We start from the raw sequence: 15,567 nt of genomic DNA on the forward strand, positions 1-15,567 counted from the left end.
CCGCCGCGCGCTCGGGCGTGACGTTCACTTTCACTGCGGGGTTTGCAACTTTTTATATGAGTACGCATCCAAGCTCAGTATGCCTCCCAATGGAAACCAAGGTGGAGGCGAGGTAGACCATGACTGATTTGCGAACCCACGCGGCTGAGATAGCCGACCAGTTCTCGGACCACTTAGACGTGTCCGCGGACGAAGTCGAAGAACGATTAGAGAGCCTCGTCACCGAGTACCGCGTCCCCGTCGACGAAGCGCGGCGGAGCGTCGTCAACAGTTACCTCGACGAGGCCGGCATCGAGCGCGACGAGCTCGCCGGCGGCGCCGGCGGGAACGAACAGACCCTGCTCAACGACATCGACCAAGACGAGCAGTGGGTCGACGTGCGCGCGAAGGTCGTCGAACTCTGGGAACCCCGGAGCGAGTCCGTCGCGCAGGTCGGCCTGCTCGGCGACGACTCCGGGCGGATGAAGTTCATCGCCTTCACCACGTCCGAACTCCCCGAACTCGAAGAGGGGAAGTCGTACGCGCTCGGCAACGTCGTCACAGACGAGTACCAGGGCAACTTCTCCGTGAAGCTCAACCGGACGACGAGCATCACCGAACTCGACGAGGAGATCGAAGTCGGCGACGACTCGACCAGCGTCGAGGGCGCGCTCGTGGACATCCAGTCCGGAAGCGGCCTCATCAAGCGCTGTCCCGAGGAGGGCTGTACGCGCGTCCTCCAGAACGGGCGCTGTTCCGAACACGGCAGCGTCGAAGGCGAGTTCGACCTCCGCATCAAGGCCGTCGTCGACGACGGCGACGAGGTCCACGAAGTCATCTTCAACAGGGAGATGACCGAGGAGCTGACCGGAATCGAACTGGACGAGGCGAAGCAGATGGCCATGGACGCCCTCGACACCACCATCGTCGAAGAGGAGATGCGCGGTGACCTCGTGGGGTTCTACTACCGCGTCACCGGCCCGACGCTGGGTCGGTACGTGCTCGCCAACGAAGTCGAGCGGCTGAGCGAGCCTGCGGACGCAGAAGAACTGCTCATCAAAGCGAGGTCGATGTAAATGAGTTCCAACGAAATCCCCACCCGAGAGGTCGCCCGGCGCGTCTTCGCACAGGAGTTCAACGACGCCGGTTACACGTTCAAAGAGTCGGACGACGAGCGCGCGCCCGTCTACCTGTTGCTCCCGACGGGCGAGAGCGCCAACCGCGTCTTCCTCGTCGGCACGCTGACCGAGAAGGAAGACGTCGGCGAGGACAACGAGTACTGGCGCGGTCGCATCGTCGACCCGACGGGGACGTTCTTCGTCTACGCCGGCCAGTACCAGCCCGAGGCCGCCAGCGCGCTGCGCGACCTCGACGCGCCCGCCTACGTCGCGGTCGTCGGCAAGCCGCGGACGTACGAGACCGACGACGGCAGTATCAACGTCTCCGTCCGCCCCGAGTCCATCACCGAGGTCGACGCGGCCACGCGCGACCGCTGGGTGACCGAGACCGCGGACAAGACGCTCGACCGCATCGCGGCGTTCGACGACGAGGGCGACGAGTACGCGCGGATGGCCCGCGAGCACTACGACCTCGACCCCGAGGAGTACAAACGCGCCGCCATCGCCGCGCTCGAAAGCCTCGAACAGGCCGACGAGCTGAGCGCGTAAGCAGACGCGTCTCGCCCCGCGTTCGACCCGCAGAGCCGACGTCCGAACCGAATCGACGACCGACTGACGGCTGATTTCCACCGTCACACACCCCTTTTTGCGCCGACTCACGACGCCCGAGACCCCTCGTCTGACGAACCATTAAGTGGCCTCACCACGGACCGAGAAATATCATGGGCAACAAGAACAAGACCATCTCGTTTCGCGTCAACGAAGACGCGTTCGAGACCCTCCGGGAGATTGCCGAAGAGCGGGACATCTCCCTGTCCGCCGTCTTCCGCGACTACGTGGACACGTTAGTTGCCCACGACGGTCAGGTGCAGGTCGTCCCCAAACACGAACTCGAAAAGCTGCGCGAGGGCGAAGAGGAGTCGTTCCCGCCGACCGTGGAGGTTCCCAAGAGCTTCATCCGCGAACACGAGCGCCTCGAACTGGAGGCCGAACACCTCCGCGAACAGCTCGAAGAGCACAAGGGCTACGTGAACTACCTGCGCGAGCAGGTCGAAAACGACCACGACGACGTCGAGGAGGTCATCCAACTGGAGGACCTCGACACGGGCGACGAGCCGTCGTTCCGCCTCGGCTAAGCACCGTAGCCTCCTCTTCGACGTCCGCTCGTACCGATTCGGTTCAGCGAGGACCGACGAGGTCCTGCTTCGCCCGCCGGGCGTCGTCCTGCATCTCCCTGTTGCCTTCTACGTCCGCGAGCGCCTCGACCGATTCGAGCGTCCGGACCGCGTCGTCGAGAAACGAGAGCACGTCGCCGGGGTAGGCGTACACCATGTAGTCGTCTGTCATCACGTCCACGATGGCGTCGGGGCCGAGACCCTGCGCGCGGAGTTCGAGCAGGTACTCGATGAACTGGCGCTCGGGGTAGCCGGTGTAGATGTCGTCGGAGTTCTCGCAGTCGAGGAAGTCCTGCGCGAAGTCGAGCAGGCGGTCGCGGGTGGCGTCGTCCACCTTGGCGAGCCCCTCGCCGGAGTAGAGGATTTCGAGGGTCGCACCGCTGAAGACGCGCTTGGGGATGTTCGTATCCAGTTGCGAGACGATCTGGCGGTGGTTTTTGAGATAGATCTTGTCCGTGATAGCCACTGCTACCCGCGACTTCGAGCCACCGCGGCAAAAGCGTCCCGCTCGCCGACGCGGAGTGGTCGACGCGGGTGACCTCTGTTACGTACTGTCATTCCGGGACCGTAGCGTAACGTATTTTAGTCGTAGCGGATTAGGAAGGGTTGCAACGTGTCCGGGTTGGGGTAGTGGACTATCCTTCAGCCTTGTGGAGGCTGAGACGCGGGTTCAATTCTCGCACCTGGACCTCTTCTTTGCATTTCGACCGGTGAGCGCCGCGTCTCGTGCGCGAACCCGTTCTCGAAATTTACTGTGAGGTATGGCTGCGAGAGTGAACCAGGGAGCGAAGTGAGCGGTAGCGAACGAAGTGACCGCGGTTCAATTCTCGCACCTGGACCTTCTTCACATTCTCACTCTTTCGAGCGTGTGCTCGCGCCAGCGAGCACCGCGAGAACCCACCGAGAATGTGCGAAGTCGAGCCGAGAGAATTGAACCGGGGAGCGAACGGAGTGAGCGACCAGGGTTCAATTCTCGCACCTGGACCTCTTCTTTACATTTCGACCGGTGAGCGCCACAATCGGTGCGCGAAGCACCTCAAAGCACCCACCAGACCCAAGTGTGTCATAGACAAACACACCAGATGGGATGAGAACCCAACTCCGCGCGGACAACTCGGTGTTCGACCGCATCCGCGACGCGATACTCAACCGCGGCGACCCGGAGGACAACGAAGACCCCGTCGGCCCCACGGTACCGACCGGGTGACGACTCGGTTGCGCACGGTCGCCGCCGGCCCTTCTCACTTTTCCGCACTCACACCGAGAGCGACCGTTCCGGAGCGGCGGGACTTCGGCCGTCGCCGACAACCCGAAGAGAACGCCGGAAACGGGCACGTCTTTCCTTCGGGAGCCTAACTACCCCTCCATGCAGGTCGCCATCCTCACCGTCGGCAACGAACTGCTGGCGGGAGACATCGAGAACACGAACGCGACGTGGTTGGCCCGGCGGCTCACCGAGGGCGGGGCGACGGTGGCGCGGATTCAGACGGTCCCCGACGACCACGGGGTCATCGCCGAGACGGTCGCCGACTGGGCGGCCGCCTTCGACGCGGTCCTCGTCACCGGCGGCCTCGGCGGGACGCCGGACGACATCACGATGGAGGCCGTCGCCGCCGGTCTCGACCGGGCGTTCGTCGTCGACGAGGAGGCCGAAAGACAGGTCGAATCGACCATCGCGGCGATTCTCGAACGCCGGCCGGACATCGACTTCGACCTCGAACCGGAGTGGTACGCGTCGATGCCCGCCGACGCCGAGGTGCTCCCGAACGAGGAGGGCCTCGCACCCGGCTGTCGGGCGGGGAACGTCTACGTCCTGCCGGGCATCCCCACGGAGATGAAGCCGATGTTCGAGGGCATCGCCGACCGGTTCGCCGGCGACGTTCGGTCGCGGGTGGTCTACGCCGACGCGCCGGAGGGGGCCGTCGCCCGCGAACTCGGCGTCGTCGCCGAGCGCTTCGGCGTGGACGTCGGGAGCTACCCCAACAGCGGCGGGCCGACGCGAGTCAAACTCACCGGCGGCGACCCGGCGGTCCTCGACGAGGCGATGGCGTGGTTCCGGGCGAACGCGACGGTCGACCTCTACGGGAGCGAATCGGCGGTCGAAGCGGCGCGCGAGGGGGAGACGGGCGGCGAAAGTGAGGATAAAATCGGCCGCGACGACGGGAGGCTGGGTGGCTCCGACGGCGAGTGAGAGAGGCTCAGCGGAGCTGTGCGAGGCCGGCGTCGGAGCGGGGCATGGCGTCGAGCGACCCGCGACTGCGGATGATGTTGAAGGCGGTGACGAGGTCCGACCGGGAGACGAGGCCGACGAGTTCGCCCGTCTCGTCGACGACGGGAAGCCGACCAACGCTTCGCTCCTGCATGAGTGCGATGGCGTCCATCGCGTCGGCGTCGGGGGTGATGGTCGCCAGTTCGTCGCTCATGATGTCGTCCACGCGGAAGGCGTCGCGCTCGACCTCCTTGACGCCGCGGGCGTCGTCGAGGGTGACCATGCCGACGAGGTCGCCGTTCCTGAGCACCGGATACCCCGTGTGGCGCTCGACGAACATGCGTTCGAGGAGTTCCGCGACCGACGTCTTCTCGTCGACCACGTCGAGGTTCTCGCGGCCGGTCATGATGTCGCGGACGACCACGTCCTGAAACGTCGCCTTGAGGACCGTCTGTTGGGCCTCGCCGGACGCGCCCATGTAGATGAAGAAGGCGAGCGCGACGAGAAACAGGTTGAAAAACAGGCCGAACAGGCCGAGCAGGAACGCGAACACCTTGCCGACCTCGGCGGCCATCTGCGTCGCCTTCGCGTGCGGGCGGTTCCGCGCGAGGAGCGCCCGGAGGACGCGCCCGCCGTCCATCGGGAAGCCGGGGAGCATGTTGAACACGGCGAGCGACACGTTCACCAGCGCGAGGTAGCCGAGGACGAACTGCGCGGGAGCCTGCGACTCGGGGAGCAACAGGAAGCCGGCGTAGGAGACGACGCCGATGGCGACCGAGACGAGCGGGCCGGCGACGGCGATGGTGAACTCCTGTTTCCAGTCCTCGGGAATCTCCTTGAACCGGGCGACGCCGCCGAACAGCCAGAGCGTGATGGACTCGATTTCGTAGCCGTAGCGCATGGCGACCAGCGAGTGGCCGAACTCGTGGAGCAGGACGCCGGCGAACAGGCCGATGGCGGCCGCGCTCCCGAGCACCCACTGCATCGACCCCGCGGAGATGGCCGCGCCGTCGATGCTCGCGCCGAAGAGGTCGTTGACGATGAGCGCGAGATTCGTCACGTCCGAGCCGATGAGCCACGCGAAAAGCGGGAGAACGATGAGGAACGTGAGGTCCAACTTTATCGGGATGCCGAAGACGCTACCGATGCGGATTCCTCGCATATCCGTAGTAGCCGCGGAGGGGCCTTAAGCAGTCAGGGCGGGGAGACGGGGAAATGCTTACGCGGGCGGGCAATCGACGGGGAGATATGAGCGATTCCCGACCGGAGCCGGCGGTCAAGCGGAGCGCGGACATCGAGTACGAGGCGGTCGGCGCGGCCGACGGGATGTCGAAGGGCGTCCTCGTCTCCGAGGCCGACGGCGCGCCGAACTTCGCCATCCGGCGGTTCGTCCTCGACCCCGGCGCGTCGGTGCCGAAACACACCAACGAGGTCGAACACGAGCAGTACGTCCTGTCGGGTCGGTACGTCGTCGGCATCGGCGACGAGGAGTACGAGGTCGAAGCCGGTGACTCGCTTCTGATTCCCGCCGGCGTCGTCCACTGGTACCGAAACGAGTCCGACGAGGAGGGTTCGTTTCTCTGTGCGGTCCCCAACGGCGACGACGCCATCGAACTCGCCGACGACGCCGACGCCTGAGCGCGGCGTGCCGTCGGTGGCCCTCGGGGCCGGGGGCGAGGAGGCACGGTACGAAGCCGCGTGCGGGTCGCTATCGAACCCGAGCGGTCGCAGGCGAATCCCTGAAATACCACGTCGCCGTAGCAGGCACCGTGTCTAAACAGGTCACCCGCGTCGACACGCTGTTTCTCCACCAGACGGGAGACGACTACCTCGTCGTCGCCCGTCGGGACGGAAAGCGGGTGCTCCGCGGCAAGCTCGAACTCAAAGAGACGAACGCGGGGCCCCGTCCCCTGCGCTTTCTGGTGACTCGGAAGGGAGACGACTCGCCGCGCGACCCGAGCCAGTTCGTCGAACTCGCCCGGTCGGCCGCCCGCATCCGCATCTCCCAACAGACGCCGAAAGACGGCCGCGACGAGCTGAAAGAGATGCTCGACGGCTACCAACTGGAGGCGCTGACGGTGCGGACCTGCCGCCGCTGTGCCGTCAACGGCCGCTACTCGCCCATCACCGACGACACGGCCATCAAGGCCGAACACGAGCACATCTGCCGCAACTGCGCCGTCAAAGAGTTGGAGGGCGAGCTCTCCTTCGCGGGCGGCCTCACGCAGGCGGCCCAAGAGCGGCTGGAGGAACTGCTCTACGAGACGGGCGACCTGACCCGCATCACGAACTTACTGCAGGGCGAGTTGGACCCCGACCTGACGAAGTTCGACACCATCAGCGCGACGACGGAGGACGTGGAGTTGGTCGAGACGAGCACGCTCGACCTCCACCCGAACCTGAAGTCGATGCTGACCGAGCGCTTCGACACCCTGCTTCCCGTCCAGAGCCTCGCCATCGACAACGGACTGCTCGACGGCGACGACCAGCTCGTCGTGAGTGCGACGGCGACCGGGAAGACGCTCGTCGGCGAACTCGCCGGCATCGACCGGATGCTGAAGGGAGACGGCAAGATGCTGTTTCTCGTCCCGCTCGTCGCGCTCGCCAACCAGAAACACGAGGACTTCAAGGAGCGCTACGGCCACCTCGGCAAGGTGACCATCCGCGTCGGCGCGAGCCGAATCAACGACGACGGCAACCGCTTCGACCCGAACGCCGACGTCATCGTCGGCACCTACGAGGGCATCGACCACGCGCTCCGGACGGGGAAAGACCTCGGCGACATCGGCACGGTCGTCATCGACGAGGTCCACACCCTGAAAGAAGAGGAACGCGGCCACCGCCTCGACGGGATGATCGCCCGCCTGAAACACTACTGCGAGGCCCGCGCGAAGCGCCGCGAGGGCGGCTACGGCGGCGCGCAGTGGATTTACCTCTCCGCGACCGTCGGGAACCCGGAGTGGCTCGCACAGAACCTCCGGGCGAACCTCGTCGAGTACGAGGACCGTCCGGTCCCCATCGAGCGCCACGTCACCTTCGCCGACGGCCAAGAAAAACCGCGAATCGAAAACCGCCTCGTGCGGCAGGCGTTCGACTCGAAGTCCTCGAAGGGCTACCGCGGCCAGACCATCATCTTCACCAACTCCCGTCGTCGGTGTCACGAAATCGCCCGGAAGATGGACTACAACGCCGCGGCGTACCACGCCGGCCTCGACTACGGCCAGCGAAAGCGCGTGGAGCGGCAGTTCGCCAATCAGGACCTCGCGGCCGTCGTGACGACCGCCGCGCTCGCCGCCGGCGTCGACTTCCCGGCGTCGCAGGTCATCTTCGACACGCTGGCGATGGGCATCGAGTGGCTCTCCGTCCAGGAGTTCAGCCAGATGCTCGGCCGCGCCGGCCGCCCCGACTACCACGACAAGGGCGTCGTCTACCTGCTCGTCGAACCCGACGCGAGCTATCACAACACGATGGAGATGACCGAAGACGAGGTCGCGTTCAAGCTCCTCAAAGGCGAGATGGAGGAGGTCCGGACGGTGTACGACCAGTCCTCGGCGGTCGAGGAGACGCTGGCGAACATCGTCGTCGCCGGCACGAAGGCGAAGGCGCTCAACAACCGGATGCTCGGCGAGTTGCCGACGACGCACGCGGTGGGGAAGCTCTTGGAGTGGGGCTTCATCGACGGGCTGGACCCGACGCCGCTCGGCCTCGCCGTGACCCGGCAGTTCCTCTCGCCGAGGGAGGCGTTCGCCATCCTCGACGGCATCCGAAAGGGGTCGTCGCCGTACGAAATCGTCGCCGACCTCGAACTCGACGAGGAAGGCCGGTAGGGCGGCGCGCTCAGCCGAGGCTGACAGTCCGAATCCCGCACGCTTTTTGGCCGGCGACGCATCGGTGACCGCGTGGTAGCGATAACGCCGGACATCCTCGTCGTCTTCGCCGTCATCCTCGTCGCGTTGGCGTTCTTCGCGACCGAGCCCGTTCCGGTCGACGTGACGGCCATCGGCGTGATGGTGTCGCTGATGCTAATTCAGCCCGCCTCCGAGGCGCTCGCCTCGGCGGGGATGCTCGGCGCGCCCATCGTGCTGTTCGAGTCCTACCCCGGCGACGCCCTCTCGGGGTTCGCCAACACGGCGACGCTGACCGTCCTCGCGATGTTCATCCTCAGCGAGGGCGTCCAGCGGACCGGCATCGTCCAGCTTCTCGGCGCGAAGATATCGACGTTCACCGGCGACAGCGAACTCCGACAGCTCGGCGCGACCGTCGGTGTCGTCGGTCCCATCTCCGGCTTTATCAACAACACCGCCGCGGTCGCCATCCTGCTCCCGATGGTGACGGACCTCGCCGACCGCGGGCGGACCTCCCCCTCGAAGCTCCTCTTACCGCTGTCGTACGCGTCGATGTTCGGCGGCATGCTGACGCTCATCGGAACCTCGACCAACATCCTCGCCAGCGACGTCTACTCGCGCATCACGGGCGAAGCGCCGTTCACGATGTTCGAGTTCACCGCGCTCGGCGCGGTGGTGATGGCCGTCGGCGTCGTCTACCTCATGACCGTCGGTCGGCGACTCACCCCGGCGCGCATCGAGCCGCGGCGGGACCTGACCGAGGAGTTCGAGATGGCGGAGTACCTGACCGAGGTCGTCGTCCGCGAGGACTCCCCGCTCGTGGGCCAGCAGGTCCAGCGGGCGCTCGTCGAGACCGAGTTCGACGTCGACCTCCTCCAGCTCATCCGCGGCGAGAGCGTCTTCCTCGAACCGCTCGGCCCGAAGGAGATTCAGCCGGGCGACGTGTTCACCCTCCGGACCGACCGCAACACGCTCGTCGAACTGCTCGACGTGGAGGGACTCGACCTCGTGCCGGCGACCGTCACCGAAGACGAACTCGAACTCGCCGACCGCGGCCAGAACCTCGTCGAAGTCGTCGTCGCGCCGGGGTCGGCGCTGGTCGGCGAGTCGCTCGCCTCGGCGAGTTTCAGACAGCGGTACGACGCGACCGTGCTCGCGCTCCGCCGCGGCGGCGAACTCATCCGCCGACGGATGGACAAACTCCCGCTCCGCGTCGGCGACACGCTGCTCGTGCAGGCGACCGTCGAGAGCATCGAGCGCCTCGACAACAACCGCAACTTCATCGTCGCCCAGGAAATCGAGCGCCACGACTACCGCGAATCGAAGATTCCCGTCGCCGTCGGCATCGTCGCCGGCGTCGTCGCGCTCGCCGCACTCAACTTCCTCCCCATCGTCGTCGCCGCGCTCCTCGGCGCGCTCGCCATGGTCGCCACGAAGTGCCTCCGCCCGACGGAACTGTACGACGCCGTCCAGTGGGACGTCATCTTCCTCCTCGCGGGCGTCATCCCGCTCGGCATCGCGATGGAGAACTCCGGGGCCGCCGAACTCCTCGCCGAACTGGTCGTGATGAGCGGCGAGTTCCTCCCCCTCATCGCGGTCCTCGGCGTGTTCTACTTCGTGACCGCGCTCCTGACGAACGTCATCTCGAACAACGCGAGCGTCGTGCTCATGATTCCGGTCGCCATCGAGGCCGCGACGACCCTCGGAGCCGACCCGTTCTCGTTCGTCCTCGCGGTCATGTTCGCGGCCTCGACGGCCTTCATGACCCCCGTCGGCTACCAGACGAACCTGTTCGTCTACGGTCCCGGCGGCTACAAGTTCACGGACTACGTCCGCGTCGGCGGCCCGCTTCAGTTGCTTCTCGGGGTCGTAACGACCGTCGGCGTCGCGTACTTCTTCCCCCTGACCTGACGGGGCGGAACGAAACCCTTTACTCCGCGACGGGGAGAGTCGTATGTGCGGGACCGTGGGTTAGCCTGGTATACTTCGGGCCTTGGGTGCCCGTGACCCCGGTTCAAATCCGGGCGGTCCCATTGGGTTTATAAACAAAGCGGCCCGTTTTGCCGCTACTCTCCACCCCAACAGAGGGGGGTCTGCGCGTGCCTCGCGAGTGCCCAACTTGCGGTCACGAGTCGGAGAGAAAGTTCCGCTGTGAGCGCTGCGGCCGCGACCTCGTCGGAGTTGGTGACCAGTGAGCGGCGACCCCGGCGAGGTGGTCGCGCCGACTCGGCGCGAATCGCCGCGCGAAAGTCGCACTCTGCCTACTGCTGGTCGTCCTGATCGGACGGGGGTGGTTGGCGGCGAGAACACTTTTGCGCCGAGCGGGAATCCTCTCGATTACGGTGTCAATTCAACCGCTCGACGTTCTCGGCGGCCTCATGTTCGTCGTGGGAGTACTGCTCATCGCGGGCGTCGTTGCGCCCGGTACCGCCACCAGCCAGCGGCTCGAAACCGGCGCGATGCTCATGGTGCTGGGAACTGCCGCCGTGGCGGGTCCGCGAGCGTACCGCAAGGCGCTCGACAGGACGGGATAACGGGTTCGTCCGCGAGCGGTATGCGACGAGGGGGCGAACCGCGGCGTCGCTCGTCGCCGACGCGGGTGCCGCGGTGATGTTCGTCACGACGCCGACGCCGTCGCCGTCGAGTTGTTCGTCGCCGAGACAGCTGTCGCGGAGCCGTTCGGGGAGGTCTTCGCGTCGACCCACGCGTCGTACTCCGACTGGGACATCACGACGACCTGTCCGTTCATCCTGCTGTGGCCCGTCCCGCAGAGTTCGGCGCAGTAGAGGTCGTACTCGCCGGTCTCGGTCGCGCGGGTCCGAGCGACCTGCTCTTGGGTGGGGAAGATGTCCTGTTTGACGCCGAGGTCGGGGACGTATATCGAGTGGATGACATCCTCGGACTCCATCACGAGGCGCACGTCCCTGTCCTGGGGGATGACGAGGCGGTTCTGCGTGGTGATGTTCTCCTCGGGGTAGCGGAACTCCCAGCCCCACTGGTACGCGACGACTTCGACCTCCATGTCGGCGGCGTCGTCGCCCGACTCGGCGGCGACAGCGGGCGTGAGATAGGGGTTCGTGAGGACGTAGTAGCCGGAGATACCGACGAAGACGAGGATGACCGCCGTCGCCACGGTCCACGTAATCTCCAGTGCGGGGTCGTCGGTGGTGGGCTTCGGATCGTCGTTGTCGCGGAAGCGGTAGATGGCGTAGAAGAGGACCAACTCGACGAACAGGGTGAGCGGGAGGGCGACGTAGAGCAGTTGCGTGTTGAGTTCGTCGATCGCCGCGCGGTTGAGAGACTGCGCGGCGACGGGGGTCGCGACCAGGCAGAGAGCCACCGCAACGAGTGCGAGTTTGACGAGCGACCGGAGGCGACTCATTACGTCGGCTACCACGCGGAGGGCCAAATAGGTTGGTCACCGCCGTCAGTTGGTTTTTCCCGACAGTTCGGTTTGTCGCACCGACAGGGGTCGTGCAACCTAGTTTTATTTCCGAACACAGTAAACGCCACGTAATGGCAATCATCCCGGGTCCCTCCATCGACGTCACGGGCGGTGAGTCGACCCGATGACGAACAGAGCACTCGTCGAAGTGACCGCGCTCGCGCTCGTCGTGTTCTCGGTGGCGGTGTTGTGGGTTCGGCTCCGACGCGAGAAGACCGTCGAGAGCGACGGCGGCGCGACCGTCCAAGAGAGCATCAGCGCCGAGCTCGGACGGTTCCAGAGACAGCTGTTCCGCATCTTGACGACGACGGACCACCGGGAAATCGGCATCCTCTACGTCCTCTTCGGAACGCTCGCGGGCGTCTGGGGCGGTATCGACGCGATGATGCTCCGGACGGAGCTTCTGACCCCGCCCGCGGACATCTGGACGCCGGAGACGTACAACGCGCTGTTTACGACCCACGGGTTGACGATGCTCATCTTCTTCGTCCTCCCCGTGTTCTTCGGCATCGCCAACTACTTCATCCCGCTTCTGGTCGGCGCGGACGACATGGCGTTTCCCCGGGTCAACGCCATCGGCTTTTGGCTCCTCCCGCCCGCGCTGTTGCTCGTCCGGATGGGACTGTTCGTTCAGGTCGGCGGGCAGTTGCTCGGCCTGTTCTTCCCGGAGGAGGCGATTCGCTTTTTCCTCAGCCTCCGGGAGGTCGGCGTCGGGTGGACGCTCTACGCGCCGCTTTCGGTACAGAGCCAGAACCCGCAGCTCGACCTGTTGATTCTCGGCCTGCACCTCAGCGGCGTCTCGACGACCGTCGGGGCCATCAACTTCATCGTGACCATCGTCCACGAGCGCGCCGACGACGTGACGTGGGCGAACCTCGACATCTTCTCGTGGAACATCCTCGTGACGAGCGGGCTGGCGCTGTTCGCGTTCCCGCTTCTCGGCAGCGCGCTCGTCATGCTCCTCCTCGACCGCAACTTCGGGACGACGTTTTTCGCCGTCGAAGGCGGCGGTGCGATCCTCTGGCAGCACCTGTTTTGGTTCTGGGGCCACCCGGAGGTCTACATCCTGTTCCTTCCCGCGACGGGACTCATGAGTACGATTCTCCCGAAGTTCGTCGGTCGGAAGCTCTTCGGGTACCGATTCATCGTCTACTCGACGCTCGGCCTCGGCGTCCTCTCGTTCGGAGTCTGGGCGCACCACATGTTCGTCACGGGCGTCGACCCGCGCATCAAGGCGTCGTTCATGGCCGTCTCCATCGCCATCGCCGTCCCCAGCGCCATCAAGGTCTTCAACTGGCTGGCGACGATGTGGGAGGGCGACATCCGAATGAGCGCCCCGTTCATGCTCTGTGCCGGGAGCATCTCGACGTTCATCATCGGCGGCGTCACCGGCGTGTTTCTCGCGGTCATCCCCGTCGACATCCTCTACCACGGCACGTACTACGTGGTCGGCCACTTCCACCTCATCGTCGTCGGCATCATCCCGTTCATGATGGTCGCCGCGAGCTACTACTGGTATCCGCTCATGACCGGTCGCTGGTACGACACGCGGCTGGCGAAGTTCCAGGCCGTGCTCATGATCGTCGGGTCGCTCGTGACCTTCGTGACGCTGCTCATCATCGGCGGGTTGGGACTGCCGCGACGCCACGCGATTTACCCCCACGAGTACCAGTTCGCGAACCAGATCGCGACCGTCGGCGCGTACGTCATCGGGCTGAGCGTCCTGCTGTGGCTCTACAACGTCGTGGTCTCGTACTGGCGGGGCGAGCCGGTCGAGACGACGGACCCGTGGAACCTCAAGGCGACCGGGCAGTTCACGAAGGAGTGGGAGTGGTTCGAGTCCCGGATGGTCACGCGGTACGGACTGTCGCCGGCCGCGCCGTCGTCGGTGCGGCGGTCGTTCGACCCCTCCGCCGAACCGGACGGGCTGGCCGGCGGCGTCGGCTCGGTCATCCAGGACGTGTCGCGGAAGGCCTCCGTGGCCGCTGTCGGGGGCGTCGTCGGCACGCTCCTCATGACCGGCGGGCTCGGGACGGCGGTGTTCATCGGCGTGCTCGACCCGGCCTCGTTCGGTGAAATCGCGGAGCTCGTCGGGCTCCCGGCGACCCCGGCCCTCGGCTCCGTCCTCTTTCTCGTCGGCGGGACGGTCACGTGGCCGCTTCTCTTCCTCGCCTTCCGCGAGTTCCTACCCGGGCGGCTGCTCTTCGAGCGCGGACTGGTGTTCTCGACGCTCATCTGGACCGGGTTCGTGGTGGCGTTCTACACCGGCCAGCAGGGACTCGGTCTCGTCGGCTACCTCGCGTTCGGCCTCGTCGCCCACTGGTCGTACGGCCTCGGACTGACCGTCACCTTCCAGTACCTGCGGTCGAGACAGCGGGCCGCGCTGGGAGGTGGAGAATGAGTCGGCGCGGCGATTCGGTGCTTTTCACCTACGTCGCGCCCTTCCTCGGCGTGTTACTCGTCGCCGTCGGTATCGCCGCGGCCGTCCCCGCCACGTACGACGTGATTCAAGACGACATCACGACCTGCGGAACGCCCACTATCGCGGTCGATTCGCCCGAGGAGACCACGGCCCGATTCGGCGAGGACCCGCGGCCGAACCTGACGCGGTTCGCCTACGAGGACCTCTCGGAGGCCGAGCGGAAGGCGTTCAGGGACGCCCTCAACGACTCCGTCGGGGAGGCGCGCGTCGACGGCGAGTTCCGACACTACGACGAGTTTCTCAACGGGAGCTTCGTCACCTACGAGGGCGAGCGCCACTTCGTCACTGTCGTCGCCGAGAACCCCTGTTTCGTTGCCGCACCGCTCCAGCTACCGCTGGGCGTGTTCGCAATCGTCCTCGGCGTCATCGGCATCCTGACGCCGCCCGCGTATCGAACGCTGGTGTCGATCGAAGAAGACGCGGGGTGAGCGGCCGCGGCGCGGGGTCGCCGTCGCCGCAGTCTCCGCACCTCTCCTCACCCGAGTTCCGCGCCGACGTAGACGACGAGGACGAGGAGAATCCACACCGCGTCCACGAAGTGCCAGTAGAGGGCGACCGTCCGAACCGACGTGTCCCGCTCGGCCGTGAACTGCCCGCGGAGCGCGCGCCCGAAGACGAGTATCAGGAGCACCACGCCGAGCGAGACGTGGAGTCCGTGGAGGCCCGTAAGGCCGAAAAAGGCGCTGGCGAACGCGCCGCTCGTGAGCGTAAAGCCCTCCTCGGCGACGAACTCGTAGTATTCGAGCGCCTGCCCGCCGAGGAAGACGACGCCGAGGGCGACGGTCGCCGCCATCCCGCCGAGGAAGCCGCGGCGGTTCCCGGCTTCGAGGGCGTGGTGGCCGTAGTGGAGCGTGACGCTGCTCACGACTAACAGGAGCGTGTTCACGAGGACGAGCGACCCGAGGAGGGAGGGGAGTTCGGTCGGGGGCCACGCGCCGACGCGAATGAAGCCGTAGTAGACGAACCCCGCGAGGAACGTCGCCACGTCGGAGACGAGAAACAGCGCCATGCCGCTGACGTACGTCGACGCGCTGTCGCCCGTCGAATCGGCCCAGTAGTCGGCGATGAACGCCTCGTAGGTCCACCCGGCGATGCCGCCGAGAAAGCCGAGGACGCCGAGGCCGACGAGGACGAGCGGAATCGCGGTCGGCACGAGCGCCGACCCCACGAGAAAGAGTCCGGCACCGGCGTACAGTCCGGCGGCACCGCCGGCGGTGACAAGCGGCCACCGACTCGTGTGTTCGTGTTCGCCGGTCGCCGACCCGACCGCGGCATCACTCGTGCCCATGCGAAAGCGGTGGGTTCCCGGTACTA

Annotated in this window: 14 protein-coding genes and 2 tRNA genes; 12 read left to right on the forward strand and 4 right to left on the reverse strand. The window is 66.0% G+C overall.

The genetic code is table 11. The features are described from left to right. Positions 1-119: 119 nt before the first annotated feature. The 3 genes from FY251_RS04655 to FY251_RS04665 all read left to right on the forward strand — a co-directional run bounded on the left by FY251_RS04655 (position 120) and on the right by FY251_RS04665 (position 2,233). Complete coding sequence (locus tag FY251_RS04655) at positions 120-1,055, forward strand: replication factor A (RefSeq protein WP_148413673.1); 936 nt, start codon at positions 120-122, stop codon at positions 1,053-1,055. After that, the gene (locus tag FY251_RS04660; RefSeq protein WP_004969002.1) at positions 1,056-1,646 is read left to right on the forward strand and encodes an RPA family protein; all 591 of its coding nucleotides are present in this window, start codon (positions 1,056-1,058) and stop codon (positions 1,644-1,646) included. It begins immediately after the preceding gene. A 173-nt stretch (positions 1,647-1,819) separates the two neighbouring features. Continuing rightward, positions 1,820-2,233: a ribbon-helix-helix protein, CopG family gene (locus tag FY251_RS04665; RefSeq protein ID WP_148413674.1), complete on the forward strand. Its 414-nt coding sequence runs from the start codon at positions 1,820-1,822 to the stop codon at positions 2,231-2,233. A 43-nt stretch (positions 2,234-2,276) separates the two neighbouring features. Here the strand turns inward: FY251_RS04665 and FY251_RS04670 are convergent, their stop codons facing one another. Continuing rightward, positions 2,277-2,738 carry a DUF5814 domain-containing protein gene (locus tag FY251_RS04670; protein WP_148413675.1) on the reverse strand — a complete coding sequence of 154 codons (462 nt, stop codon included), beginning with the start codon at positions 2,736-2,738 and terminating at the stop codon, positions 2,277-2,279. 150 nt (positions 2,739-2,888) lie between these two features. Here FY251_RS04670 and FY251_RS04675 point away from each other — a divergent pair. Both FY251_RS04675 and FY251_RS04680 read left to right on the forward strand, forming a co-directional pair. Beyond that, positions 2,889-2,961 (forward strand) — tRNA-His (locus FY251_RS04675). Between the two features lie 677 nt (positions 2,962-3,638). Beyond that, entirely contained in the window at positions 3,639-4,463 is an 825-nt protein-coding gene (locus tag FY251_RS04680) for a molybdopterin-binding protein (RefSeq protein WP_148413676.1), read from the forward strand. A gap of 7 nt (positions 4,464-4,470) precedes the next feature. On the opposite strand, the gene FY251_RS04685 is transcribed toward FY251_RS04680, so the two are convergent. Then, positions 4,471-5,643 (reverse strand): M50 family metallopeptidase, encoded by a 1,173-nt coding sequence (locus FY251_RS04685; protein WP_148413677.1) that lies wholly within the window; start codon positions 5,641-5,643, stop codon positions 4,471-4,473. A gap of 86 nt (positions 5,644-5,729) precedes the next feature. Here FY251_RS04685 and FY251_RS04690 point away from each other — a divergent pair, with 86 nt between their 5' ends. From FY251_RS04690 to FY251_RS04710, 5 genes are all read left to right on the forward strand, one after another. After that, positions 5,730-6,119 carry a cupin domain-containing protein gene (locus tag FY251_RS04690; protein ID WP_148413678.1) on the forward strand — a complete coding sequence of 130 codons (390 nt, stop codon included), beginning with the start codon at positions 5,730-5,732 and terminating at the stop codon, positions 6,117-6,119. Positions 6,120-6,250: 131 nt separating this feature from the next. Then, positions 6,251-8,308, forward strand: coding sequence for a DEAD/DEAH box helicase (locus tag FY251_RS04695; protein ID WP_148413679.1), 2,058 nt, complete (start codon positions 6,251-6,253; stop codon positions 8,306-8,308). A gap of 180 nt (positions 8,309-8,488) precedes the next feature. Beyond that, entirely contained in the window at positions 8,489-10,237 is a 1,749-nt protein-coding gene (locus FY251_RS04700) for an SLC13 family permease (protein WP_394349424.1), read from the forward strand. Between the two features lie 49 nt (positions 10,238-10,286). Further along, positions 10,287-10,359, forward strand: a tRNA-Pro gene (locus FY251_RS04705). A gap of 309 nt (positions 10,360-10,668) precedes the next feature. Further along, the gene (locus FY251_RS04710; protein ID WP_089779721.1) at positions 10,669-10,860 is read left to right on the forward strand and encodes a hypothetical protein; all 192 of its coding nucleotides are present in this window, start codon (positions 10,669-10,671) and stop codon (positions 10,858-10,860) included. 83 nt (positions 10,861-10,943) lie between these two features. On the opposite strand, the gene coxB is transcribed toward FY251_RS04710, so the two are convergent. Next, positions 10,944-11,708, reverse strand: a complete 765-nt coding sequence (gene coxB / locus FY251_RS04715) for a cytochrome c oxidase subunit II (RefSeq protein ID WP_148413681.1) — start codon at positions 11,706-11,708, stop codon at positions 10,944-10,946. Between the two features lie 187 nt (positions 11,709-11,895). On the opposite strand from coxB, the gene FY251_RS04720 reads away from it, so the two are divergent. Continuing rightward, the gene (locus FY251_RS04720; RefSeq protein ID WP_148413682.1) at positions 11,896-14,172 is read left to right on the forward strand and encodes a DUF6789 family protein; all 2,277 of its coding nucleotides are present in this window, start codon (positions 11,896-11,898) and stop codon (positions 14,170-14,172) included. Further along, a complete protein-coding gene (locus tag FY251_RS04725; RefSeq protein WP_148413683.1) occupies positions 14,169-14,681 on the forward strand; it encodes a hypothetical protein in 513 nt (170 codons plus the stop codon). Before FY251_RS04720 ends, FY251_RS04725 begins: the two co-directional genes overlap by 4 nt. A 47-nt stretch (positions 14,682-14,728) precedes the next feature. On the opposite strand, the gene FY251_RS04730 is transcribed toward FY251_RS04725, so the two are convergent. Then, positions 14,729-15,541 (reverse strand): heme-copper oxidase subunit III, encoded by an 813-nt coding sequence (locus FY251_RS04730; RefSeq protein WP_148413684.1) that lies wholly within the window; start codon positions 15,539-15,541, stop codon positions 14,729-14,731. Positions 15,542-15,567 lie beyond the last annotated feature (26 nt).

The sequence above is a fragment of the Haloferax sp. KTX1 genome, from assembly GCF_902410085.1.
Lineage (GTDB): Archaea > Halobacteriota > Halobacteria > Halobacteriales > Haloferacaceae > Haloferax > Haloferax massiliensis.

Excerpts from the sequence above, each read along its gene's own strand:
- FY251_RS04665 (WP_148413674.1), top strand. The coding sequence starts at position 1,820 with ATGGGCAACAAGAACAAGACCATCTCGTTTCGCGTCAACGAAGACGCG.
- FY251_RS04725 (WP_148413683.1), top strand. The coding sequence starts at position 14,169 with ATGAGTCGGCGCGGCGATTCGGTGCTTTTCACCTACGTCGCGCCCTTC.
- FY251_RS04680 (WP_148413676.1), top strand. The coding sequence starts at position 3,639 with ATGCAGGTCGCCATCCTCACCGTCGGCAACGAACTGCTGGCGGGAGAC.
- FY251_RS04730 (WP_148413684.1), bottom strand. The coding sequence starts at position 15,541 with ATGGGCACGAGTGATGCCGCGGTCGGGTCGGCGACCGGCGAACACGAA.
- FY251_RS04690 (WP_148413678.1), top strand. The coding sequence starts at position 5,730 with ATGAGCGATTCCCGACCGGAGCCGGCGGTCAAGCGGAGCGCGGACATC.
- FY251_RS04700 (WP_394349424.1), top strand. The coding sequence starts at position 8,489 with ATGGTGTCGCTGATGCTAATTCAGCCCGCCTCCGAGGCGCTCGCCTCG.
- FY251_RS04720 (WP_148413682.1), top strand. The coding sequence starts at position 11,896 with ATGACGAACAGAGCACTCGTCGAAGTGACCGCGCTCGCGCTCGTCGTG.
- coxB (WP_148413681.1), bottom strand. The coding sequence starts at position 11,708 with ATGAGTCGCCTCCGGTCGCTCGTCAAACTCGCACTCGTTGCGGTGGCT.
- FY251_RS04655 (WP_148413673.1), top strand. The coding sequence starts at position 120 with ATGACTGATTTGCGAACCCACGCGGCTGAGATAGCCGACCAGTTCTCG.
- FY251_RS04660 (WP_004969002.1), top strand. The coding sequence starts at position 1,056 with ATGAGTTCCAACGAAATCCCCACCCGAGAGGTCGCCCGGCGCGTCTTC.
- FY251_RS04685 (WP_148413677.1), bottom strand. The coding sequence starts at position 5,643 with ATGCGAGGAATCCGCATCGGTAGCGTCTTCGGCATCCCGATAAAGTTG.